Annotated in this window: 18 protein-coding genes and 5 tRNA genes; 7 read left to right on the top strand and 16 right to left on the bottom strand. The window is 71.9% G+C overall.

Features of this window, described 5'->3' with window-relative positions; translation table 11 throughout:
* Positions 1-38: 38 nt before the first annotated feature.
* Both ACSW7Y_RS07065 and ACSW7Y_RS07060 read right to left on the bottom strand, forming a co-directional pair.
* Positions 39-782, bottom strand: coding sequence for a DNA-binding protein (locus ACSW7Y_RS07065; RefSeq protein WP_438125605.1), 744 nt, complete (start codon positions 780-782; stop codon positions 39-41).
* 60 nt (positions 783-842) lie between these two features.
* On the bottom strand, positions 843-2,942 hold the full coding sequence (locus ACSW7Y_RS07060; RefSeq protein WP_438125604.1) for an acyl-CoA dehydrogenase family protein: 2,100 nt from the start codon (positions 2,940-2,942) through the stop codon (positions 843-845).
* A gap of 215 nt (positions 2,943-3,157) precedes the next feature.
* Between ACSW7Y_RS07060 and ACSW7Y_RS07055 the strand changes: the two genes are divergently transcribed.
* Positions 3,158-4,624, top strand: coding sequence for a peptide MFS transporter (locus ACSW7Y_RS07055; RefSeq protein ID WP_438125603.1), 1,467 nt, complete (start codon positions 3,158-3,160; stop codon positions 4,622-4,624).
* Between the two features lie 191 nt (positions 4,625-4,815).
* On the opposite strand, the gene ACSW7Y_RS07050 is transcribed toward ACSW7Y_RS07055, so the two are convergent.
* The 5 genes from ACSW7Y_RS07050 to ACSW7Y_RS07030 form a co-directional block, all read right to left on the bottom strand.
* Positions 4,816-5,121, bottom strand: coding sequence for a hypothetical protein (locus ACSW7Y_RS07050; RefSeq protein ID WP_438125602.1), 306 nt, complete (start codon positions 5,119-5,121; stop codon positions 4,816-4,818).
* Positions 5,122-5,499: 378 nt separating this feature from the next.
* Positions 5,500-8,892 (bottom strand): ATP-binding protein, encoded by a 3,393-nt coding sequence (locus ACSW7Y_RS07045; protein ID WP_438125601.1) that lies wholly within the window; start codon positions 8,890-8,892, stop codon positions 5,500-5,502.
* Positions 8,889-9,650: a DUF4194 domain-containing protein gene (locus tag ACSW7Y_RS07040; RefSeq protein WP_438125600.1), complete on the bottom strand. Its 762-nt coding sequence runs from the start codon at positions 9,648-9,650 to the stop codon at positions 8,889-8,891. The genes ACSW7Y_RS07045 and ACSW7Y_RS07040 overlap by 4 nt, the downstream gene beginning before the upstream one ends.
* Positions 9,647-11,194, bottom strand: a complete 1,548-nt coding sequence (locus ACSW7Y_RS07035) for a DUF3375 family protein (RefSeq protein ID WP_438125599.1) — start codon at positions 11,192-11,194, stop codon at positions 9,647-9,649. The genes ACSW7Y_RS07040 and ACSW7Y_RS07035 overlap by 4 nt, the downstream gene beginning before the upstream one ends.
* Before the next feature lie 131 nt (positions 11,195-11,325).
* A tRNA-Val gene (locus ACSW7Y_RS07030) sits at positions 11,326-11,398 on the bottom strand.
* 245 nt (positions 11,399-11,643) lie between these two features.
* Here ACSW7Y_RS07030 and ACSW7Y_RS07025 point away from each other — a divergent pair.
* From ACSW7Y_RS07025 to ACSW7Y_RS07010, 4 genes are all read left to right on the top strand, one after another.
* Positions 11,644-11,715, top strand: a tRNA-Gly gene (locus ACSW7Y_RS07025).
* 82 nt (positions 11,716-11,797) lie between these two features.
* Positions 11,798-11,871: transfer RNA gene (locus tag ACSW7Y_RS07020), tRNA-Cys, on the top strand.
* Positions 11,872-11,886: 15 nt separating this feature from the next.
* A tRNA-Val gene (locus tag ACSW7Y_RS07015) sits at positions 11,887-11,961 on the top strand.
* A 92-nt stretch (positions 11,962-12,053) separates the two neighbouring features.
* Positions 12,054-12,728, top strand: a complete 675-nt coding sequence (locus tag ACSW7Y_RS07010) for an SMI1/KNR4 family protein (protein ID WP_438125598.1) — start codon at positions 12,054-12,056, stop codon at positions 12,726-12,728.
* Positions 12,729-12,741: 13 nt separating this feature from the next.
* On the opposite strand, the gene ACSW7Y_RS07005 is transcribed toward ACSW7Y_RS07010, so the two are convergent.
* Positions 12,742-14,607 (bottom strand): family 43 glycosylhydrolase, encoded by a 1,866-nt coding sequence (locus ACSW7Y_RS07005; RefSeq protein WP_438125597.1) that lies wholly within the window; start codon positions 14,605-14,607, stop codon positions 12,742-12,744.
* 173 nt (positions 14,608-14,780) lie between these two features.
* Here ACSW7Y_RS07005 and ACSW7Y_RS07000 point away from each other — a divergent pair, with 173 nt between their 5' ends.
* On the top strand, positions 14,781-16,274 hold the full coding sequence (locus ACSW7Y_RS07000) for a family 20 glycosylhydrolase (protein ID WP_438125596.1): 1,494 nt from the start codon (positions 14,781-14,783) through the stop codon (positions 16,272-16,274).
* Between the two features lie 24 nt (positions 16,275-16,298).
* Here the strand turns inward: ACSW7Y_RS07000 and ACSW7Y_RS06995 are convergent, their stop codons facing one another.
* The 5 genes from ACSW7Y_RS06995 to ACSW7Y_RS06975 all read right to left on the bottom strand — a co-directional run bounded on the left by ACSW7Y_RS06995 (position 16,299) and on the right by ACSW7Y_RS06975 (position 20,127).
* On the bottom strand, positions 16,299-17,195 hold the full coding sequence (locus tag ACSW7Y_RS06995; protein WP_438125595.1) for a hypothetical protein: 897 nt from the start codon (positions 17,193-17,195) through the stop codon (positions 16,299-16,301).
* A 48-nt stretch (positions 17,196-17,243) separates the two neighbouring features.
* Positions 17,244-17,699: a hypothetical protein gene (locus ACSW7Y_RS06990; RefSeq protein ID WP_438125594.1), complete on the bottom strand. Its 456-nt coding sequence runs from the start codon at positions 17,697-17,699 to the stop codon at positions 17,244-17,246.
* Between the two features lie 319 nt (positions 17,700-18,018).
* The gene (locus ACSW7Y_RS06985) at positions 18,019-18,438 is read right to left on the bottom strand and encodes a YkvA family protein (RefSeq protein ID WP_438125593.1); all 420 of its coding nucleotides are present in this window, start codon (positions 18,436-18,438) and stop codon (positions 18,019-18,021) included.
* Positions 18,435-19,220, bottom strand: a complete 786-nt coding sequence (locus ACSW7Y_RS06980; protein ID WP_438125592.1) for a phosphatase PAP2 family protein — start codon at positions 19,218-19,220, stop codon at positions 18,435-18,437. The genes ACSW7Y_RS06985 and ACSW7Y_RS06980 overlap by 4 nt, the downstream gene beginning before the upstream one ends.
* Positions 19,221-19,365: 145 nt before the next feature.
* Positions 19,366-20,127 carry a glycoside hydrolase family 16 protein gene (locus ACSW7Y_RS06975; protein ID WP_438125591.1) on the bottom strand — a complete coding sequence of 254 codons (762 nt, stop codon included), beginning with the start codon at positions 20,125-20,127 and terminating at the stop codon, positions 19,366-19,368.
* A gap of 273 nt (positions 20,128-20,400) precedes the next feature.
* Here ACSW7Y_RS06975 and ACSW7Y_RS06970 point away from each other — a divergent pair.
* Positions 20,401-20,472, top strand: a tRNA-Gly gene (locus ACSW7Y_RS06970).
* A 288-nt stretch (positions 20,473-20,760) separates the two neighbouring features.
* Here the strand turns inward: ACSW7Y_RS06970 and ACSW7Y_RS06965 are convergent.
* Genes ACSW7Y_RS06965 through ACSW7Y_RS06955 form a run of 3 tightly spaced genes read right to left on the bottom strand, consistent with a single transcriptional unit; the run spans position 20,761 to position 22,483 of the window.
* On the bottom strand, positions 20,761-21,018 hold the full coding sequence (locus ACSW7Y_RS06965) for a DUF6510 family protein (protein ID WP_438125590.1): 258 nt from the start codon (positions 21,016-21,018) through the stop codon (positions 20,761-20,763).
* On the bottom strand, positions 21,018-21,893 hold the full coding sequence (locus ACSW7Y_RS06960; protein WP_438125589.1) for an FAD-binding oxidoreductase: 876 nt from the start codon (positions 21,891-21,893) through the stop codon (positions 21,018-21,020). Before ACSW7Y_RS06960 ends, ACSW7Y_RS06965 begins: the two co-directional genes overlap by 1 nt.
* Positions 21,890-22,483, bottom strand: a complete 594-nt coding sequence (locus tag ACSW7Y_RS06955) for a molybdopterin-dependent oxidoreductase (RefSeq protein ID WP_438125588.1) — start codon at positions 22,481-22,483, stop codon at positions 21,890-21,892. Before ACSW7Y_RS06955 ends, ACSW7Y_RS06960 begins: the two co-directional genes overlap by 4 nt.
* Positions 22,484-22,805: the final 322 nt, after the last annotated feature.

Here is a 22,805-nt window from a genome sequence, read left to right as displayed (position 1 = left end):
GAGCACGACGGCGGCGGCGGTGAGCCAGAGTGCGGCGGTCACGGTGCGGGCTCCTCGGGGTCGGTGTGGGCGCGGGCTACGGCGTGTCGGCGGTCGGCGGGGCGGTCGGCGCGGTGGTCGGTGGGCCGGTCGGCGCGGTGGTCGGTGGGCCGGTCGGTGCGGTGGTCGGTGGGCCGGTCGGCGCCCTCCAGCAGGGCGGCCAGTGCGGTGCGCACCGGGCCGTCACTCCGGAGCTCGGCCGAGGCGTAGCGCTTCGCGACTGCCTGCGGCGTGATGTCGAGCCGGGCCGCGGCCTCGGTTCGGGACAGGCCGGCGTCGAGCAGGTCGGCCAGTTCCCACCCCTCGGCTGATCGTCGACCGAGAGCGCGGACGGCCTGCGCGACGAGCGGCTCCACCTCGGAGGTCGTACTGGATGCACCGGGCGCCACGTCGAGCGCGAAGCGCTCCGGCGTCGACTTCGCCCGCTCGACTGCCGACCGGGCCGCGAAGAACGCCGGACCCGTGGCTGCTCGGATGGACGTCGGCAGGGGCGACTCGACGCCCCCGATGCCGACGCCGACGCTCCAGCCGCCCTGCCGCACGAGCGCCCGGATCACGTCGACGGCAGCGGCCCCGGAGGACACGAGTACCTGGAACTCGTCCCCCGCGGTGCGTTCCGGGGGCAGAAGCGCCGCATCCCCGAGCATGTCGGAGACGACCAGCAGCGCCGCCGCGACACGGTCCGATCCTGCCCGGCTGTCGACCTGGTCCGCGGTGATGACGATCATGAGCCCTCCCGTCATCAACCCTACAAGGTTGAAAACAGCACAATCAACCCCTCAAGGTTGATCAGGAGTGAGGGATCAGGGGCGTGGCTTCTTCTCCTGCTCCGGCAGGCGACCCGCCGCGGCCTCGGCGGCGGACCAGGCGCGCGCCTCCTCCTGCCGCGCACGCTCCGCGCCCAGGGCGATCGGTGCACGGACGTGGCCGGGTTCGTACCCGAACGTCTCGAGCAGCTGCGGGACGACCGGGCGCACCCGGGCGACGAGCCGGTCGATGTACGCCGAGACCGCTCGAGCGCGCTGCGCGGTGAGGCGCCCGTGCACGAGGTACCAGTCGAGGTGCTGTTCGAGCAGACCGAGGGCGAACATGTCACGGAGCCAGACGAGCACCCGCCGGGTGTCACCCTCGGGCACCTCGTCGATGGCATCGGTGAACGCGTCCCACTGCATGAGCTCGGCGTGGGCCTTCGAGGCCTCGATGAGCTCGTGCTGCGACCGGTTGAGCAACTGCGCGGCACGGGCACGGTCCTTCCCCGCGGAGGCGAGGCGCATGCCGATCTCGGTCACCATGGTGTCGACGCGCCCCGCGAGCAGCTCGCGCTGGGTGGTCGCGTCCTGCAGGTCGGACACGCTCGCGGCGAGGGAGCCCCGGTCGGCCAGGGTCTGCTCGAGACGACGGATGCCCGCTGCGTCGGCGAGCTTCGACGCCGCCGTCGCCGCGACGAACCGCGCGGTGGACGCGGCGTCCTTCGGGGCTCGCGCACGGAACTCCGTGAGCAGGCGCTTGCCGACGAGCTGGAGGAGCACGGTGTTGTCGCCCTCGAACGTCACGTACACGTCGAGGTCGGCGCGGAGGCCGGTCAGGCGGTTCTCCGCGAGGAACCCGGCGCCGCCGCAGGCTTCCCGGCACTCCTGGAGGGTGTCGAGTGCGGACCAGGTCGACATCGCCTTGAAGGCCGCCGCCTGGGTCTCGAGGTCCTCGCGGCGCTGCGGGGTGTCCTCGCGTCCGCTGAACACGTCGTCGAAGGTCCGGAGCAGCTTCTCGTGCGCGAAGGACTGCGCGAAGACGGTCGCGAGTCGCGGGATCAGCCGCCGCTGGTGGCGGCCGTAGTCGAGCAGGACGCCCTCGGTGCCGTCGCCCGTGGGGAACTGGCGGCGCTCCATCGCGTAGGTCAGGGCGATCTGTAGACCGATCTTCTGCGCCACGACGGCCGCGCCGTCGAGCGAGACCCGGCCCTGCACGAGGGTGCCGAGCATGGTGAAGAACCGGCGACCGGGGGAGGCGATGGGCGAGGTGTAGGTGCCGTCCTCGGCGACGTCGCCGTAGCGGTTGAGGAGGTTCGTCCGGGGCACGCGGACGTGGTCGAAGTGCAGCCGACCGTTGTCGATGCCGTTCAGACCGCCCTTGTAGCCGTCGTCCTCGCCGCCGACGCCGGGCAGGAAGGTGCCCTCGGCGTCACGGATCGGCACGTAGAACGCGTGCACGCCGTGGTCGACGCCCTGGGTGACGAGCTTCGCGAACACCACGGCGGCCTTGCCGTGCAGCGCGGCGTTGCCGATGTAGTCCTTCCACGCACCGCGGAACGGGGTGTGGATGACGAACTCCTGCGTCTCCGGGTCGTAGGTGGCACTCGTCGCGATGCTCTGGACGTCCGATCCGTGCCCGGTCTCGGTCATCGCGAAGCAACCGGGGACGTCGAACGAGACGATGCCCGGGAGGAACTCGCGGTGGTTCCGCTCGGTGCCGAGGTGGTGCACGGCGGACCCGAACAGTCCCCACTGCACGCCGGCCTTGATCTGCATCGAGGGGTCGGCCGTGGTGAGCTCCTCGAACGCCGCGAGGTTGCCGCCGTGGTTGTCCTGGCCGCCGAACTCCGCCGGGTACGGCCGCTGGATCGCGCCGGCCTCGACGAGGATGCGCAACTGGTCGAGCGTGCGCGACCGGGCATCGGCGTACGGCATGCCCTCGATCTTGTGCATCGCCGGGTCGAGCGCGAGACGACGGGAGATGCGTCGGTCCTCCGCCCAGCGGCCGAGGAGCAGTTCGGCGACGAGGTCGACGTCGATGTGCACGTCGGCGGCCGTGGACCCGACCGGTGTGCCCGCGGCGGGGTCACCGGCGGCGTCGGCCTTCGGGGTGCTGGCCTTCGGGGTGCTGTGCGCGGGCGCGGTGTCGACCATGGTCGGGAGTCCTCCTGAACTGCGGTGTCCGGTGTTGCAGAACCCACGCTATGCACTCCGCCTGCTCGTGACGTGAACGCCGTGCGGGCGGGACAAACCCGGTCCACGGCAGGCCGTCCCCCGTCGTGGGAACCCTCCAAGCACGCGCCGCGGAGATTTGTGAGCACCCATCGACGATTGTGCCGTCGAGCGGTGGTCGGGGCAGACTGTGCGGCATGTCAGGTACCACCGCTCCGGGTCACGAGCCCAGCACGAAGCGCACGTTCTTCGGACAGCCGTTCGAACTGTCCACCCCGTTCGCGGTCGAGCTGTGGGAGCGGTTCTCGTTCTACGGCATGCAGGGCATCGTCCTGATCTACATGTACTACTCGCTCACGCAGGGCGGGCTGGGCATCGACAAGGGCATCGCGAGCGGCATCATGGGCGCCTACGGCGGCGCGGTGTACCTCTTCACGATCATCGGCGCGTGGGTCGCCGACCGGCTCATCGGCGCGGACCGCACGCTGTTCGGCAGCGCCGTCGTCGTGATGCTCGGCCACATCGCGCTCGCGGTGCTGCCCGGCGTCACCGGCGTGGGCGTCGGCCTCGTGCTCATCGCCCTCGGCTCGGGCGGGCTGAAGGCGACCGCCACGACGATCGTCGGCGGCCTCTACACGAAGGACGACCCGCGGAGGGACGCCGGCTTCTCGCTGTACTACCTCGGGGTGAACCTCGGCGCGTTCTTCGGGCCGCTGCTGACCGGGCTGCTGCAGAGCACGCTCGGCTTCCACTTCGGCTTCGGGCTGGCCGCAGTCGGCATGGCCGCGGGTCTCGTGCAGTACGCCGTCCGCCGCCGCCACCTCCCGGAAGCCGTCCGGCGCGTCACGAACCCGGTCGACCGCCGGCGGCTGCCGCTGGTGGCCGTCCTGGTCGCGGTGGCGCTCGTGCTGATCGTGGTCGCGGTCCTCACCGGGCTCCTGAACGTCGGCAACCTCCCGACCGTGGTCGTCGCGATCGTGATCCTCGCGACCATCGGGTACTTCGTCGTGATCCTCGGCAGCGGCATCAGCCCCGAGGAACGCTCGCGCGTGTTCGCGTTCATCCCGCTCTTCATCGCGAGCGCCGTGTTCTGGTCGCTGTACCAGCAGCAGTTCACGGTCGTCACCGTGTACGCCGACGAGCGACTCGACCGCTCCTTGTTCGGGTGGGAGATGCCCGTGTCGTGGGTGCAGTCGATCAACCCGGTGTTCATCATCGTGCTCTCCGGGGTGTTCGCGGCGATCTGGACGAAGCTCGGGGACCGTCAGCCGTCCACCCCGACGAAGTTCGCGCTCGGCACCGGCATCATGGGCGTCGCGTTCCTGCTCTTCCTGCCGTTCGTGCGCTCCGGCGAGAACGGCACACCGCTCCTCGCACTCGTCGGCATCCTGCTCGTCTTCACGATCGCCGAGCTGCTCCTGTCGCCCGTCGGGCAGTCCGTCGCGACGAAGCTCGCACCCGCGAAGTTCCAGACGCAGATGGTGGCGCTGTTCTTCCTGTCCGTGTCGCTCGGCACCGCGGCGACGGGCGTGCTCTCGCGCTACTACGACCCCGCCAACGAGGCACCGTACTTCACGGTGCTCGGCCTCGCTGCGGTCGTCGTGGGCGTCCTGCTGCTCGTGTTCGCGAAGCCGGTGCTCCGGCTCATGCGCGGCGTCCGCTGACCACGAGCGGCTGCGCCGGCCCTCCCGGTCGTACCGGGTAGGCTGGAGACCGCCACATCGGCCCCAAGCAACCAAGGAGTCAGGGACATGCTCGAAGTCATCGGCGGCGTCATCATCGGGATCTGCGTGCTCGGCGGCGTCGGGCTGTGCATGGCCACGGCGGCCATGATGAAGAGCGGCTCCGAGGAGTACTAGGCCAGGTCCTCGGCCCCGGTGGCCGCTGCCGGCTCGACCGGCACCAGTTGACGACTCAGGACGGTCGCGCGCTCGAAGGGGCCGCGGCCGTCCGTCGTGTACGCGGGTTCGTCGAACGCGACGGTCCAGGTCCGCTGCGTCCCGCCGAGCTGGCTCCCACCCGGCGCGACGATCACGCCGATCGGTTCGTCGGCCCAGTGCTCGCCGCCCTGCTGCCCGGGGTCGATGATCTGCACGAGTGCGCCGATCCCGAGGCCGGGGCGGTCGTCGGGGCGGGGGACGGGGGAGCGACGGCCGAACATCCGCCCACCGTACCGTTCCGTCCTTCCTGCCGACCCGGCCCGCTCGGGCGCGTGCGCGTCGAGGTTCCACGACTTGCCGCACGCGGTACACCCAGGTTCCGCGGACGAGCGCCCGACGCTACGAGATGCCGAAAGTTCGGAACCTCGCCCGTGGCGTTTGGTGATGTCGGCCGGGAGACGTGCGACGGGGCCGCACCGCGCCTCCGGTCGGGCTGCTGAGGTGGGCCGTCCGAAACGTCCATCTCGGGGTTCCGTGACTCGCCGCACGCGGCCCAGCCAGGTTCCACGGACGGGCCTGCAACTCTGCGAGATGCCGTTGTTTCGGAACCTCGACGCCTCGGAGCCTCAGCCCCGTCACCACCGCCGCGCGCGGGCGAGCTACGCGCCCGGGGCGACCCGCGCGATCTCGGTGATGGACGAGTGTCCCGTGTCGGGGTGCTTCCGCATCGAGAGCAGCCGCTCCATGGACGGCTCGAGCGCCGTGACCTTGTCGAGCGGCGCGCTCACGACGAGCTGGAACCCGAGCCGGAGCCACGCCGTGACCGCCCGCCCGGCGAACTCGGAGTCCGCCTTGATGAACGCCTCGTCGAGGAACACCGGCGCGAACCGGGGCCGGGGCCGCGTCTCGTCACCGAGCTGGTACCGGAGCGCGGCGCCGACGATGAACGCCACGAGCTCCTGCGTCTCACCGCCCGACTTGTCGCCGAGGGACGAGTACACGCCGAGGTCGTTCCCGTCGACGTCGTACCGGACCGCGGTGATCTCCATGTGCCGCCGGACGTCGAGCACGGCGTCGCGGGCGGTGGTGCGGCCCCGCGGTGCGGCGCTGTCGGGGCGGATGATCGCCATGAACCGGCGGAGTCGGCGGAACCGGGTCTCGAGCACGTCGTCGGTCAGCTCGGTGTCCACCGATGCGGACAGCGCCCGGAGTTCCTTGCGGAAGGAGGCGACCTCTTCGCGGGTGACGCGACGGATGACGATCTTCAACCGGTCCCGGTTCGCGCCGAACGGCAGCTCGCGGAGGATCTCGTTGACGGGTTCCAGGCGCTCCTCGATCTCGACGACGGCCCGGTCGAAGGCGCCGGCGAGCGGCACGAGGTCCTCGCCGCTCCACTGCGACAGGCGACGCCGCCACTCGGTCCGGCGCGCGTGGAGGCCGGTCGCCACGATCTGGTCGAGGATCGCGTGGTAGTCGGGGTAGGACGCGACACCGGTGCCGAGGTTCGGGTCCGGCCAGGCGTCCTGGTACCGCTGGAAGGTCAGGGTCAGGGCGTTCGAGGCGGCCGCGGCACCGTCCAGTGCCTGCGACAGGCGCTCGTCCAGTCGACGCCGCAGTCGTCGCGTCGCGTCGTCGAAGCCGTCGATGCCGTCCGGCGCGCCGACCTCCTCGAACGTCTCGGACAGGAGCTGCGCCTGCTGGTCGTCCGGCAGCGAGTCCGGGGCGTCGTCGAAGCGCGCGAGGATCTCCGCGGCCGCGTCCTGCCCGTCGACGAGGACGCCGTGACGCTCCTCGAGCCGCGAGACCGACAGACGCGCCGCGGACCGGCGGTCGGAGGCCTCGTCGAGGGCGGCCCGGAGCCGAGCGACCGTCGCCCGCAGCGTCCGGAGACCGTCGTCGGCGGCGAGCAGCGCCTGCCGTTCGGCGTCGAGCTGCGCGAGCGACTCGTCCAGCCCCGCGACGTCGATGCCGTCCCAGGCGGCGTCGACCACGTGCTGGTGCGCGCTGCGGAGGGCGTCCAGCGCGGTGATGTCCTGCGCGACGTCGGTGCGCCGGGCCTCGAGGGTCGCGAGGTCCTGGGCGATGGAGGCGAGCTCGTCCTCGACCGCCGTGACCCGGGACTCGTTCGTGAACCCGATGACGTTCGCCTGACGGCGGTCGCCGTGCGCACCACGTCGGCCGTCGCGGAGCTGTCCGGACCGCGTGACCCGTCGGCCGCCGCCACCGAGGTCGCCGGCGTCCTCGACGCAGCGGGCGTCGGTCCGCTCCGACTCGATGCGTTCGCGCACCCAGGTGCTGAACGGCGAGGGCTTGATCGCGAGCTTGCCGGAGACCATCGACGGGTCGCCGTCGAGGTCGATGTGCGGCCCGGTCGGCACGCCCTCGAACTGGACCCGGACGGGGAGCCGCAGGGAGTCGATGGCCTCGCTGAAGGCCGCGAGGTGGTCCTGGTCGACCAGGAGCGTCCGGGCGACGGGCGCGAGCACGGACTCGATCGCCGCCCGCCAGGGTTCCTCCCCGGGGAGCACGTCGAGGAGCTCGGCGACGAACGGCAGCTCCACGGGGTCGATCCCTGCGGCGCGGGCCATCGCGACGCGGGCCTCGTGCATCGGCAACGGCATGGCGCCCTGGCGGTGCTCGAGCGACTGCCGTTCCTGGCGCAGGGTGCGTTCGCGGTCGAGGAGCGGGTACTCCTCGCGGGTGAGGGCGTCGCGGCGCTGGTCGAGTTCCGTCCGCGCCGTCGTGTACGAGCCGAGGAACTCGTGGGAGGCGCGTTGTGCTGCGGTGAACGCGGCCTCGGTGTCCACCGGGGTCTCGAGGACGGCGGTGCGTTCCTCGAAGAGCGCGCGGGCACGTGCTGCCGCGTCACGCTCCCGGGTGCGGCGGTCGATGCGGTCCTCGAGCTGCGCGAGCGCGTTCCCGCCCTGGTCGCGGAGTCGGGCCTCGGCGTCGCGGAGTTCGACCTCGACCGCCGCGTGTCGTGCGGACGCTGCGGCGACCTCGGCCCGCGCGGCGGTGCGCTCACGGGCGTTCCGGGCGACCTCGTCGTCGAGCAACGCCCGCTTCCGTGAGGCCGTCCAGTGCGCGAACGGGGAGACCTCGGCTCCGGTGGCGATGCCGTCCAGTGCTGCGGCGGCCGCGGTCGACCGGTCGATCTCGGCGTGCAGGTCGACGATGGGCGAGAGGATGCGGACCTTGCGCTCCTCGGTGTCCATCGCCTCGTACGCCTCGTCGAGCGCGGAGAAGTGCGCGAGGGCACGGTCGGCCGCCTCGTACGTCGCGGGCGTCTCGAGCACGAGCGACTTGTACAACGCGTCGACCGTCGGGAGGTGCTGCCCGGCCTGGATGCGCGCGAGCAGGCGCATCGCGCGGTTGCCGCCGCCGGAGTCGCCGATGCCGAGCCGGGTCTGCAGCGTGTACGCGAGCTCCTGGTAGGTGTCGCGGATCACGAGGCCGGGCACGCGCCCGGTCAGCTCGAGGTGGTGGAACCGCGACGGCACGAACTCCTCGAGCCGCCGGAGGTCGAACGTGTCGTCCACCGTCGCCATCGTCATCTGGATGTCGCCGACGCCGCGGGCACGCTTCGGCACGATGTAGGCGCGCATCACGGTGAAGCGCCGCTCGTCGTCGTTCCGGAACGTCACCGCGACGGCGCCCCAGGTCGTCTGGTCGTCGCCGCGGAGGTTGACGTCGCGCAGCGCACCGGTCTCCGGGTCGCGCTGGGTGTCGACCTTGCCGCGCAGGTACGTCAGCAGGTTCCGCTGGTCGGCGCCGCGCGCGCGGCCGGTCGTGGTGTCGTTGGACGCGCCGTTGAACGGCACGTCGGACGGCATCATGACCGCGAGGTAGGCGTCCATGAGCGTCGACTTGCCCGTGCCGGACGCGCCGGAGATGAGCGTGGCGGTGCCGGACAGCTCCACCTGACGGTGGCCGTGGAACCCGCCCCAGTTCACGACCTGCATCGACTCGGCACGCCACTGTGCCACCGTGTCGAAGAGCGCGGGCATCGCGTACTCCTCGTACGCGGTCGTCCCGGTCACGGTGTCGGTCATGCTGCCGGCTCGCCTTCGTCGTCGGTGTCGGTCGGCTCGGCCTGGAGGCTCGGGTCGGCGCCGGCGGTCGCCGCACCGTCACCGCTGGTCGCGGTGCGCAGCCAGGTGTCGAGTTCGAGGAGTCGCTCGAGGGGGAGGAGCACCTCGACGACGCTGGCGACGCGGAAGCGGTCCGGGTCGGTCGTCCGGAGCAGGATGCGCGCGCGGACCAGGCGTTCGACGGCGCTCGCGACGCGGGCCTCGTCGCGGGTGCGGTCGGTGGACCCGGCGGGCAGGAACCCGGCCACGTGTCCGAGGATCTCGGAGCGGTCGACCACGACCTGGTCGGGACCCGGACGCGTGTCGGCACGGAGCCGCATGCGCAACCAGACGAGGACGATCGTCTCCTCGCGCGTGTACGGGACGTCGCGCAACAGGGTGGGGAACGCCCGGCGCTGGCTCTCCGAGCGGGCCTGGCGCTTCCAGGCGACCTCGCGGTCCCGGTCGACGTGGAGCTCGAGGAAGAGGTCGTTGAGGCGCGACCGGAGCTGCCCCTCGGCGTCGAGGACCGCGCGCCACTCGTCGGCGTGCGTGCGGGCGCTCACGTAGGTGTGCCGGAGCAGCGCGACCAGCGCGCGTCGCTGCGGCTCGTCGAGGCGTCCCTCGTCGCCCTCGAAGAGGGCGAAGCTGGTCTCGTCGCGATCGTCGTCCTGGGGAACCGTGTCGAGGTCCTCGAACCCGGCCGTGTCGTCGACCGGTGCCGGCGTGGTGTCGCTCACCGTGCCTCCTGTGCGTGTGCTGCTGTGCGTGCTGGGTCGTACGCTGCGTGGTCCGCGGCCGCTGCGTCGCCGTCGGCGAGGTCGGCGGTCGGCATGTGGAACGTGACCGCGCTGCCGTCGGGACGGACCGTGTGGTGGGCGACCACGTGCCGGGCCTCCTCGAAGTCCGGTCGGCCCGTGAGCAGGTGGGCCAGGCCGAAGAGCTCGACGGGTCGCCGCTGCTCGTCGGGCAGACCGTGGAAGGCCGCGACGGCGGTGGTGGCGTCCGCGGACCGGAGGGCGTCGCGGAGCTCGGCGAGCAGCGGGCCACCGTGTCGCCGGAGCGTCTCGACGTCGAGGTCCTCGAAGACGTCGTCGTCCGGGTCCTCGATCGGCGGCGGCACGGACTCGTTGTCCGGGTCGTAGAAGCGCTCGCGCAGCGTCTCGACCTCGGCCGGTTCGGGCAGGAGGACCAGGGGGACGCGGTCCCGGGCCGACCCCTGCTCGATCCACGCCGCGAGTCCGCGGTTCACCGAGCGGAGGACGGCGTCGAGCTCCCGGTCGCGGACCACGTCGTGCGCGACGATCTGGTCGCGGAGGGTCGCGGTCAGCTGTCGTCGGCGGGCGAGGACGTCCTCGATGCCCTGCCGCAGGATGCTCACGGTGTTCCGGAAGGCCCGCCGCTCGCCCGGCTCGAGCGTCGAGGCGAACGGGTGGGCCAGGATCGTGCCGATGTCGTCGCGGAGCCGCAGCAGGAGCGCGTCGTCACGGAGGAGCTCGAAGGCACCCTCGAACGCACGGCCCTCCGGCGTGGACTGCATGAGGTTGTCGGTGCGGGCGAGGTAGTCGTCGAGGATCTCGCCGATCGGGCGGACCTCGCTGCGGAAGTCCTCGACGATCGAGCGGTGCATCGTCGCCACCGCCTCCTCGACCCGCTTGAAGTCGCTCGGGAGCTGGCGGATGAGGTCGGAGATGTTCGTGTAGCCGTCCCGCATCCGGTCGTCGTCGACGGTCTCGACCGTGTCGCCGCTCGCCAAACGGTCCCGCTCCGCCTGCAGCTCAGCGATCTGTGCGTCGAGCCGCCGGATCTGCACGTCGGGGTCCGGTTCCGCGCGGGCCGCCCACCGGTGCACCGCGTCGACGATCATCGCGAGGCGGCTCTCGCTGATGAGGGCCCGGTCCGCGCTCAGGGCGTCCACGAGGCCCAGGGCCTCGAGGGCGTGGCTCGTCAGGGAGTACTGCTCGTCGCCGTCGGGGGAGTTCGACCGGACCAGCCACTGTGCGGCGACCCAGTCGCGACAGAGTGCTCGGCCGTTCGGTCGGGTGTCCTCGGCGTCGCCGGGCTGCTCACTCGCGGGGACCCGCGCGCCGGTCGCCTGGAGGCGGGCGACGTGCTCCTCGACCTGGAGGTGCATCCGGTCCGCCGGGACGTACTGCACGTCGCGGTCGAACACCGCGCGGAACACGGCCACGACCGCGGCGCTGGTCGGACGCGAGAGGAGCCGGAGGGTCGGACGGTCGAGGACGGCGCGGACGCGGGCGAACTCGAGGTCGACGTCGGTCATGTGCCCCTGTGGATCGTTCGGCTGGTGTCGGATTGCTGGTGTCGGACGGTGTCGTCTGCTTGCCGGAACGACGAGAGCCCGACGCGTGCTGCGTCGGGCTCTCGGTCGTGTCGTCGAAGCGACACAGCGGGTGGGCGATACCAGACTCGAACTGATGACCTCTTCGGTGTGAACGAAGCGCGCTACCAACTGCGCCAATCGCCCGCTGCACTTGTCGTGCCAGTCGATAGTAGCGGATGCGGGAGTCGGTGCCGAACACGACGTGCCGCCCGGGTGTGGCGCGAGGGCTCGATGCCCGTGCACCCGCGTGAACACGGGGGACACGCCCGGTGAACCGGAAGGATTTTGGCGGATGCGCCCGGGTTCGTATAGAGTTTACGACGTCGCCGAGACGGCAGGCCAGCACGAACGGCCAGCGGGACGGCGACCGTGCTTCTCCTGAGAAGCATGCGGATGTGGCGCAGTGGTAGCGCATCACCTTGCCAAGGTGAGGGTCGCGAGTTCGAATCTCGTCATCCGCTCGAGTGTCACGACCTCCGGGTCGCGACGACTCACCAGAGGGTATCCCACCGTTCGGGTACTCACGGAGACGTGAACCTCGATGGTGGGGTGGCCGAGAGGCTAGGCAGCGGCCTGCAAAGCCGTCCACGCGGGTTCGAATCCCGTCCCCACCTCCAGCTCCACACTCCTCTGGGCGATTGGCGCAGCGGTAGCGCGCTTCCCTGACACGGAAGAGGTCACTGGTTCGATCCCAGTATCGCCCACCACGAAGAAGCCCCCGGCAGACGCCGGGGGCTTTCGTGTTCCCGCGGTGCGTCCCGAGCGGAAGGCACCGGGCTGCCGTCGCTACGGTGGGCTGATGGACTCGGGCCGACTCTTCCGGCGGGGACACCGGGACCCCGCACCGACCGACGTCGTCGCGACGCGTGTGCGAGCTGTGCTCACACGGCTCACCCGCGTCGTCCCGGGCGACGTGATGCTGCACCCGCCGGCGTCCGAGGCGGACATCACTGCGACGGAGGCGCACCTCGGGCAGCGGCTCCCCGAGGACGTCCGCGCGCTGTACCGGCTGCACGACGGCCAACACCAGTACACGCCGCAGGAGCCACGGTTCGCCGCCGGCCTCTTCGCGGGGCTCGCGATGTTGCCGCTCGCGGATGTCGCCGTCCAGTGGGACCAGTGGGACGGGTACGAACAGCAGGAGGAGATGGACGAGTTCGCGTCCTCCACACCGGAAGGGTTCGTGCAGCCGAAGTACTCGGCCCGCGGGTGGATCCCCCTCACCCACGACGGCAGCGGGAACCACATCGGCGTGGACCTCGACCCCGGCCCCGCCGGCACGGTCGGACAGGTCATCATGTTCGGGGCTGACGACGACGAGCACCAGGTCCTCGCCCCGTCACTGACGTCCTACCTCGAGCAGGTCGCCGACCTCATCGCCTCCGGCGACATCACCCCGACGGGGGAGCCGGACTGGGTGTTCAGTCGACCGCAGTCGCAGCTGTTCCACCCGACCGGGCCGGACGTCGCGTGACCGGCCGGCACGGTCAGCCGCGCACGCTCCGGACCGTGCTGACGCGGAGGTCGTCGAACGTACTCGTGAACCCGGCACCGCCGAGCGAGATCAGCCCGATGCGCGGATGCGCCCCGAGATCGGCGGTCCACGTGCCGCCCCGGACGAAGTGCCGCCCGTCGTCACTCGTGTACGCCGTGTACTGGTCCAGGCCGCCGACGACGCGGTGCACGATCCGCAGCGTGGTGCGGTCGCCCACGGGGCCGACCACCATGTTGCCGTAGTTCGGCGCGCCGGCCGGCTGCGGCGAGACCTCCTTCCCGAACTCCGTCTGCCGGGTGTCGAAGATCGAGTTCGACGTGAGGCGGACGTAGTTGCCGTCGTCGCCGTACACGATGAGCCCGCCCTGGACGTAGTTCACGCCGTCGCCGGTGGCCGGGGTGTCCACCGCGACCGTCGTCTCGACGACGTAGTCGCCGCGTGGCGCGGGTTCGGCGAGCACCGAGGCGAGCGGCGTCGCGGGTGGGTGGATGTCGGCGTCCTGGGTCTGCCAACGGAACGCGCCGCCGCTGACCGTCCACGTCGCCGGGTCGGGTTCGCGGATCCAGCTGAGCGACGTCGGCAGTGCCGATCCGTCGAACGACGTCGAGAGGGGACGGAGCAGACGCCCGGGGACGTCGACCGGCGCTCGGGTCGACCGGTAGGTCGGTCGTTCACCGGGCTGGGCGACGGGCCCGGGCTGCACCGTGTCGGACGGGCCTGCTCCACCCCGGACGACGGGCCAACCGCCGATCCAGTCGAGCGGATCGATGAGCACGGGGCGCTTCGTGTAGGTGCCCTGCCCGGCGTAGTACGGGTCGTCACGGTCGACCGCGTGGTACACGATCCAGTCCTGCCCGGCGAAGTCCGTCACGACGGTGTTGTGGCCGGTGCCGACCCAGCGGTCGCCGTTCTGCGCGAGCATCGGGGTGCCGCCCACCCGGGTCGCCGTGATCGCCACGCCGTCCTGGTCGGTGAACGGTCCGAGCGGGCTGCGGGAGCGGGCGACGAAGACGCCGTAGCCGGTGAGCGCACCGTTGCAGCAGTTCGTCGCCGACCCCATGAAGTACCACCAGCCGTCGTGACGCATGAGGTAGGTGCCCTCGTACCGGTTGTCGATGGCGATCTCCCGCTCGCTCGACGGCACCGAGTGCAGCCCGTCGGAAGTCAGGCGTCGGACGTTCACCCCGCCGAAGTAGCTGCCGAAGTACAGGTAGGTGGCACCGTGGTCGGTGATGACCTCGGGGTCGAACTCCCACCGTTGGCCGGCGCCGTTCGGCGCGGCCTGTGGTGCGACGACCGGTCCGCCCGAATCGGTCCACGGCCCGGTCGGGCTCGTGCTCGTCGCGACACCCACGGCGGAACCGCCACCGGTCGGCGCGGAGGCCGTCGGGGTGTCCGACGCGGCGTAGTAGAGGTACCAGCGGCCGTTCCGGTACACGACGTCGGGTGCCCAGATGCCGTTCGCGTCGCCGACCCAGGCGGGCTTCGTCGTGAACGCGTCCCCGACGTACGCCCAGTGCGTGAGGTCCGTCGAGCGGTAGGTGGGGACGACGTGCTGGACGAGCGACCCGTCCGGGTTCTCCTCGGTCGCGGTCAGGGCGTCGCTCGTGCAGTAGAGGTACCAGTCCCGATCGCGCCCGACCCCGTGCACCACCGTGGGGTCCGCACAACTCGCCGCGGTCTGCCCGTCCGGCAGCGACAGCGTCATGGGGTTCTGGTGGGTCGGCGCGGCCGGGCCGCGTGCGGACGTCGCGTCGGCGGCCACCGCTAGTGACGCCTCCGGTCCGGCCTGGAGGAACGTGGTCGCGAGTGCCGCGACCGTCGCGATCGTGAGGACCGCCTGCAGAGATCGGCGCACGGTGTGACCTGCTCTCGTCGTCGAGGAGCGTGCTGACGAGGGGGAGACTACGCCGCTCACCGGTGTCACGCGATGACGGGGTCGCCGAGCCGCCGCCGCTCACGGCATGATCGGCTCGTGCACCCGTTCCGTCGCCGTTCCGTCTCCGCCCTCGTCACCGGGGGAGCCGGACGATGACGGCGCGCGAGGGCCGGGGGAGGCGTGCCCGTCGCATCGTCGTGCTCGGCATCGCGATCGTCAGCGCAGGAGCCGCGGTGGTCGGCATCGGCGCCGTCGCCGGGGCCGTCGATCCCGTCGATCAGCAGGCGGCAGCCGCGACCCCGACCGCGCCGCGCCCCGCGGTCACGGCGGTCGGCGCCAGCAGCACCAGCTCGTCGACCCGGACCGCGGTCCGGACCAGCGTCACGCTGCGGAACACCGGGAAGTCGAGGACGTCCGCGCTTCCCGCGTGGCTGTACCTCGCATCGAGCAGCGGGCGCTACGCGCTCGGGCACGTGCCGGTCCGAGCGCTGGCTGCGGGCAGGACGGCGACCGTCCGCGCGACGCTGACCACCGCGTCCCGGGTGCCGGCCGGGCAGTACACGGTCGTCGCCTGCACGGGCGTCTACTCCACGTCGACCTGCCGCACGTCCACGTCGACGGTGCGCACCGTGCACACGACCCCGGCGAGGCCGGAGACCGGGGTGATGCTCGACGTCGCCCGCGCCTACTACCGCCCGTCGCTCATCGAGCAGTACGTCGACCTCCTAGCAGCGCACGGCGGTCGCTTCCTGCACCTCCACCTGACCGACGACCAGAACGTCGGCATCGAGAGCGCGGTCCTCGGGCAGACCCCGGCGAACGCCGACCTGTACGACGGCGTGTACACGAGCCGGGTCACCGGCCGCCCCTTCCTCAGCACCGCACAGGCACGAGGGATCGCTGCGTACGCCGCGGAGCGGGGGATCGCGATCGTCCCCGAGGTCGACACGCCGGGACACATGGCGGCGGCGTTCGCACTCCTCGAGGCGCGGCACGGGAAACGGTGGGTGGACCGCATCCGGAGCGGCGAGAGCGAGCTCGATCCGTCGGCGCCCGGCAGCGTCGCCTTGGCGAGGGACCTGCTCGCGGAGGTGACGAGGACCTTCCCGCAGAGCCGTGCCGTGCACGTCGGCGGCGACGAGTGGGGGGAGGACGTCAGCCCCCGGGAACGGGTCACCTGGTTGAACACGATGGCGGCCGCCGTCGGCACGCGGTCGGTGTGGGCCTGGAACGACGGGATCGACCGGTCCGCCGTCCGACTCCTGGACCCGCGCGTCCGCATCACGTACTGGAGCCTCGACGGCGACACCGAGGACGCGACGGAGCGCCGCGAACGCCGGCAGCACCGCGCGCGGGCGAGCGACCTCGCCGGGGCGGGGACGGACCTGCTCAACTACGACTCGTACTACCTCTGCGAGGTCCCGACGGACCTCGACCCGGCGGACGCCGCCTACACCGCCGACGACCTCCGTCGGCACTGGACGTTGCGGTCGTGGGACGGGGACTCGGGGTCGCGACTGGCCTCGCCGATGTCGGGCGCAGCGGTCGCGGTCTGGGGCGAGGACCTCGACGAGCCGCCGTCGCCGGCGCTCCTCCGGTGGAGCACGCCGCACATCGTGGCGATGATCGAGACCGCGGACGGGTAGCTCGAGCCCGGCCCGGCTCGATCGTCAGCGGGCGCTGAGGTCGTCGATGCTGTAGACGGTCGGCGCCGGGATCGTGACCGGCGTGTGCGTGCGCAGCCAGAAGGACCCGCCGCCGACGGTGAAGGTGTGCGGGCCCTTCGTACGGTTCAGCTCGCGCGCGATGTCGTCCCGATCGTCGCTGGTGACCCCGCGCGTCATGGTGAGGCGGCCGCAGTCCGACGTCTCGACGCCGACGCCGGCCCGGGAGGAGCCGATGCCCCTGGTGGACCGGCTGGAGACGGTGATCGCCTCCGCGGCGGTGACGGTGCACGTCACCTGTTCCCGGTGCGCCGCGTCGTACGCGGTGCCGATGAAGAGACCGGGGAACGTCAGGAGCGTGGCGAGGAACACCCCGACGACGAGGAGGGTCGACAGCGACTCGCGGACCGGCGCCCGGTCCCGTTGCACGGTGAGCTTGCCGAAGAAGTCCCGGAACGCCGTCCACTCCGCGCCGGTGTTCCGGTCGAGCCAGTCCACGAGGGCGTCGTGGTGCCGGTGGAACCGGTTCGTGGAGAACCCACGGCGCCGTGCAGCGACGGCGCTGATCACGGTGTTGCCCTTCCCGGAGGCCCGGAAGGCCACGAGCTCCCCGGGACCGATGACCTGCGTCCGGCGGAGCCCTCGGGTCGCCTCGAGACGGTCGGGGAACACCTCCACGCGGGTGCGGAGCGTGCCGACGGCCAGGGACACGGTCAGCGCACCGACGACGAGCAGGAGGCCGCTCGTCCACACCTGGGTGAACCGGGCAGACCCGAACACCTCCGGGCTGCACGTCGTCCAGAGCCCGGCCGCGACGACGCCTGCTCCCAGCGCCGCCCACGCCGCCGGCGTGAACCGGTTCCCGCGGACCGTCACCGGGCGTTCACCACGCGCTTCCCCCACTGGTCGACCGTACCGAACGGACGCCGGTCCGGACCCGACCGCGACGGCTCAGGACGAGGACTGCCGCTCCCGCCGCCCGCGCCCGCTCCGGACCACCCACAGCCAGCAACCGGTCCCGACCGCGGCGAGGACCACGCCGATCACGAGCACCTGCACGTGCACGACGGTGCTGCGCGCGCGGACACCCCCTGCCTCCGGGTCGGCGAGCACCGCCCGGTCGACGTCGGACGAGTCGTACACGACCTCCAGCCGCTGGCCGACCCGGTACACGCCGCCGCACGCCGCGGAGTCCGCCAGGTCCCACGTGTGCGGCTCCCCGTTCGCGGTCCCCGAGACCTGCGGCACGCACTCGGTCCTGCCCGGTCCGAAGTCCTCCGTGAAGTGGCGGACGTCGATGGTGTCGATGATCCCGGCCGTGCTGGTCGCCACCGCGCGGAGTTCGTCGTCCTGGTGCGCCCGGTACCCGTCCGCGATGAAGCCGGCGGCCGCTCCGAGGATGAACACGCCGCCGAACAGCGGCGCGAGGATGAACGCGGCGAGGAACCCGGCACCCGCGGCGATGGTCTTCCAGGTGCTCCGGCGGCGGCCGGCGGGGGGGTCTCCGGTCGGACACGGCGGCTCCCTCTCGTCTCGCGGTTGTCCTGGCTCGTCTCGCGGTCGGCCCGGCACATCGCCCGCGCCGGGCCGGCGGGGGGTGGTCCCGATCGTCCGCCGGCTCCGGGGTCGAACGTCGTGTCGGCTCCGATCGACAGTACGGCGACGCGCGACGTGTCCGACGCAACGGTGCGGCGGGTCACCGGCCGGGTGCGACGATCCGCCACGCTCAGCCGGGCAGCGCCACGCCGGCGACGCGGCAGAGGGCCCGCAGGCCACCCGGGCTCCCGGGCCAGTGCCGCTCGAGTGCGTCCGCTCCGGCGCTCCGCACCACGAACCGGAGCGCGATCACGACGACGAGCGCGTCGTCGAGGCACCCGAGGACCGGGACGAAGTCGGGCACGAGGTCGATCGGTGAGAGCAGGTACGCCAGCAGCACGGCGAGCCAGACCCGGACGCCGACCCGCACGGTGCGGTCCGCGACGAGGCGTCGGAGCAACCGGACGACGTCGGGGGCCAGCCGCAGCAGTTCCCGCAGGGAGGACCGGTCCGGGTGTCGCCGTTGTTCGACCCACAGTGCGGCGACGACGACGAGCCACGCGAGCAGGAGGCCGCCGACCGCACTCGCGACCGCGCCGAGCGCGGTCACCGGACGAGGTCGCCGGTCGCGGTCGCCGGTGCGGGATCCGGCGCGAGCTCGGGGACCCGCGCCGTGAGGTGGGTGTCGATCGCCATCGTGAGCGCGGTGATCATCATCGACAGTCCGACGGACGACAGCGTGTCGGGCAACCAGTGGTAGCCGAGGTAGAGCCGGCTGACGACCTGCGACGCGATCATCAGCGCCGCGAGTGCGAACAGGCCGACGGTGATCCAGCGTCGGTGTGTGCGAGACGCGATGAGGAACGCGCCGATGAGGAAGAAGTCGCTCGCCCCGAGGACGTGCCCGGACGGGAAGGAGAACGTGTGGTCGGGGCCGAGCAGCATCTCCGCGACCGGCGGTCGGGGATGGCGGACCAGCGGGGCCAACGCCTGGGCGGTCATCACCCCGAGGACCATCCCGCAGGCGAGGACGAGCGGACGCCACGCGTGTCGGGCGAGGAGCGCCCAGGAGACGGTGACGACGAGGACGACGATCGGCATGCCGACCGGTCCGAACACCGTCGCGAGCACCACCATGACGTTCGTGCGGTCGGCGTCGCGCTGCGTGTCGAACCAGTCGTCGACGGGACGGTCGAGCCGCTGGAAGCCGGAGTGCGTCAGGACGCCGACGAGCATGATCACGAAGACGAGCGTCCCGACGATCGCGAGCACCACGGCGGCGCGGAGCAGCACGGCGCGTTCGACGCGGCCGACCGTCCGGACCTCCGGGGCGAACTTGCGGTGCCACCAGCCCCGAGGGTCGGCGGGCTCGGTGACGGACTCCTGCTGCATCGATCCATCGAACTCCTGCGAGCGGGAGTCCGTCGCGTCGTCAGCGACTCCGCAGCGAGGCTGCGGTCGCGACGCGACCAGGAGACGGACGGGAGGCCCGTGGCGGTGTCGCCACGGGCCTCCCGTCCGTCGGTCCGACCGCTGGTCAGCCGGTGTACGTGTACGTCGACACCCAGTCGATGTAGAGGTGTCCCGTCTTGCCCCAGTTCCCCACCTGGAACATGTAGCGGTGCGAGGTCTTCGGGACGTCCCGCGTGACGGTCGAGATGACCTTCCCGTCGAGCAGGTACATGACGGACTTCCCGGGGATCCACTCGATCGAGTACACATGCCAGTCGCGCCACGACGCCCGGGTGGAGGTACTGATCGCGTTCACCTCGTTGCCCCGCTTCATCGAGTGGTGGTGCGCCATGGGGGCGGACTCGAAGTTGGCCTCCGGGTAGTCGATCTCGCCGTCGCTCCACACGTTCGACGTCGGCCACAGCATGAAGGCCGCGCCGTTGCCGTTGCCGCCGACCGCCTTCGCACGGACGCTGAACTTCCCGCCCTTGTGGTCCCAGGCGCCGGTCGGGGTGCCGAACGTACCCGCGGAGCCGTGCTTGCCGTCGAGGTACACGTCCATGACCCCGTTGCTCGCCCGGATCTGCTTGCCCGACCAGTACATGTTGCTCATGCCGTCCGGGTACGGTTGCCAGCTGTTCTTGTACGTCTTCGCGAACGGTCCGCCCCAGTTCGCCGTGGTCCTGAAGTCCTCCACGAACTGCTGCTTGAACTTCCCGATGTTCCCGCGCGGCGCGTTCACGGCGACCGCCTGCGCGGGGGTGCTGGTCCCGAAGGGCACGATCGTCAGGCCGGCGGTGAGTACCACCACGGCGAGCGCGGCGCGGATCGAGGTCTGCTGGGGCATGCGTCTTCCACTCCCTGATCTGGTCCGCGCTGCCACGGAGCAACACGGATCGGCGGCGACACCGGTCCCTCGGTGCCGCGACGCTCCGGGCCGGGCTACCCATGCCGGTCCGGTGCGTGTTGGTCGAGCGTAGGCAGGGAGCGTCGATCAGGGCGCGCCCGAGGTGTCCCCAGTAGGCGGGGCGGCGGTACCCCACTTGGAGGGACGCGACGCGCCCGACGGAGCGCGCCGGCTGTGCTCGGCGGGAGGTCAGGGTCTACGCTGTGGTCGTACGCGGATGTGGCGCAGTGGTAGCGCATCACCTTGCCAAGGTGAGGGTCGCGAGTTCGAATCTCGTCATCCGCTCGGACAGAAGGCCCCGGTCGCAGCGACCGGGGCCTTCGTCGTACCGCGACGGGTACCGGACCGGTGTTTGTCCGTGGCGGGCACCACGGACGTCCGGACGGACGGCGAGCGCAGGATTCGGGTGCCCGCGCTCGTCGGCGTCGGGGCCACCGTGCCCCGTGGGTGTGACGGATGGGTGGTCCGCACGCCCGGGAGAGCATCCGGAGCGGCGCGTGATCCGGATGGGTCAGCGGGCTCGCCGTGCGGTTTCCCGCAGGATTCCCGCCGGATCCGGTCGCACCCTTGTGCTCAGCTCGCGGATGTGTCGGTGAACGTGGCACCCGTGCCGGCGATCAGACGGCCGGTCGGGGAGTCGACGACGGTGACGAGCACGGTGTCGCAGTCGCAGCACCGCGCCACGGCGCCCATCGCCGTCAGGTGGACACGGGTCCGGGCGAGCACGCCGTCGCTCCCGCAGCCCGGGCAGCGGAGCAGGACCGTCGTCGCGTCGGGCCCGAAGCGCTCGGCGAGCAGCCCGGCCAGCGCGTTGCCGTCGACGATCGTCATCAGCTGCCTCCGAAGCGTTCGGCGCGGACGTCGCTCGTGTCGTGCCCGAGCTCGGCGAGCCACCCGAGCACCTGCTCGACGAACGGCGTCGACCCGCAGACGTAGACCTGTGCCCGGGTGTCGGGCGGGAACACCGCGGCCGCCAGGCGCTCGCGGGTGAGGCGCCCGGCGGGTTCGCCCGCCGGGGCCCGTCGACTGTGCACGAACGTCGTGGTCACGCCCGCTGCGGCTGCCCGGGCGAGCTCGTCGCGGAAGAAGACGTCCTCCGGGGTGCGCACGGCGTACAGGAGCCGGAACGGTGCCGGATCGCCGGCTTCCACGTGCGCGGTCGCGATCGCCGCGAGGGGGACGACCCCCGATCCGCCCGCGATGAGCTGGACGGGTCGCGCGTCCGGCGACGGGTGCCAGACGAACCACCCGCCGAGCGGACCGTGCACCTCGAGGGCGTCCCCGACCTCGATCGCGTCGACGAGGAACGGGGAGACCTCGCCGCCGTCGACCCGGTCGACGGCGAGCACGACCTGCGTCGAGGGACCGGACGACGCCACCGAGTACGACCGGGAGGCCTGGTAGCCGTCCTCGGCGGTGAGCCGGAGGTCGAGGTGTTGGCCGGGGTCGTTGCCGGGCCAGCTCGGCACGTCGAGGACCAGACGCCGGGCGTTCGGGGTCTCCTGCGCGACGGCGGCGACCGTCGCGGGGTGCCAGGCCGGCCGCCGACGGGCCGGTGCGGACGGATCAGGGGTTCGCCGTGCCTCCAGGCCGGTCGACGGAACGTCCGTCGACGGCACGCGGTTCGACGGCAGACCGGCCGACGGCAGGCCGGTGGACGACAGGTCGGTCGACGACAGATCGGTGGACGGGCGCCCGCCGCTCACCAGTACCGCTCTTCCTTCCAGGGGTCGCCGTGCATGTTGTAGCCGGCGTTCTCCCAGAACCCGGGTTCGTCGTCGGACTGCATGACGATCCCGCGCACCCACTTCGCGCTCTTCCAGAAGTAGAGGTGCGGCACGAGGAGGCGCGCAGGTCCGCCGTGCTCGGGCGTCAGGGGTTCGCCGTCCGCCTCGAACGCGATCCAGGACTGCCCGTCGAGCAGCTCGTCCAGCGGGACGTTCGTCGTGTAGCCGCCGAAGCTGTGGACCATGCAGAAGTCCAGCGACGTCTCGACGTCCGCGAAGAGCCGGTCGAGGGACACGCCGCGCCACGGCATGTCGAGCTTCGTCCAGTGGGTCACGCAGTGGATGTCGACCGTGACGTCCTCGACGCCGAGCGCCTGCACCTCGTCCCACGTCCAGGAGTGCGGGCCGCTCTCGGTCCGGATGGAGAACGACCAGTCCGACGGCTCGATCTCGGGCGTCGCGCCGGCGGACAGGACCGGCCAGTCCTGGACGAGGGTCTGACCGGGCGGGATGCGGGAGTCGTCGCGTTCGTGGCGTCGGCCGCCGAAGCCGCGGGTGAAGGTCGCCATGCTCGATCTTCCCGCCTGCCCGCCGCTCCGCATGTAACGGGTTGGTAAACACTCCGGGCGCCCGCGCGCACCGGACCGACCACGCCGGATCGGTGCACCGGCGCGCATCGGGGCCGCATCCGACGGGTCCGAGGGCCGACGGCAGGGGTTGGGGGATCGCCGTCGGTCCCTTATCGTTCACCGGAACGATTACCAGGAGGGGTCACCCCGAATGCAGCCCGTCGTCCATGAACCCCGGAACGCCCGCGGCCCGAGCCGCCGGACGCTCCTGACCGGTGCCGCCGGACTCGCCGGCCTCGGCCTGCTCACCCTGACCGGGTGC

Origin of the sequence: Curtobacterium flaccumfaciens (genome assembly GCF_051548005.1) — a bacterium.
Taxonomy (GTDB): Bacteria; Actinomycetota; Actinomycetes; order Actinomycetales; family Microbacteriaceae; genus Curtobacterium.
The sequence above is the reverse complement of the archived record's forward strand: the minus strand, read 5'-3'. Positions and strand labels throughout refer to the sequence as shown.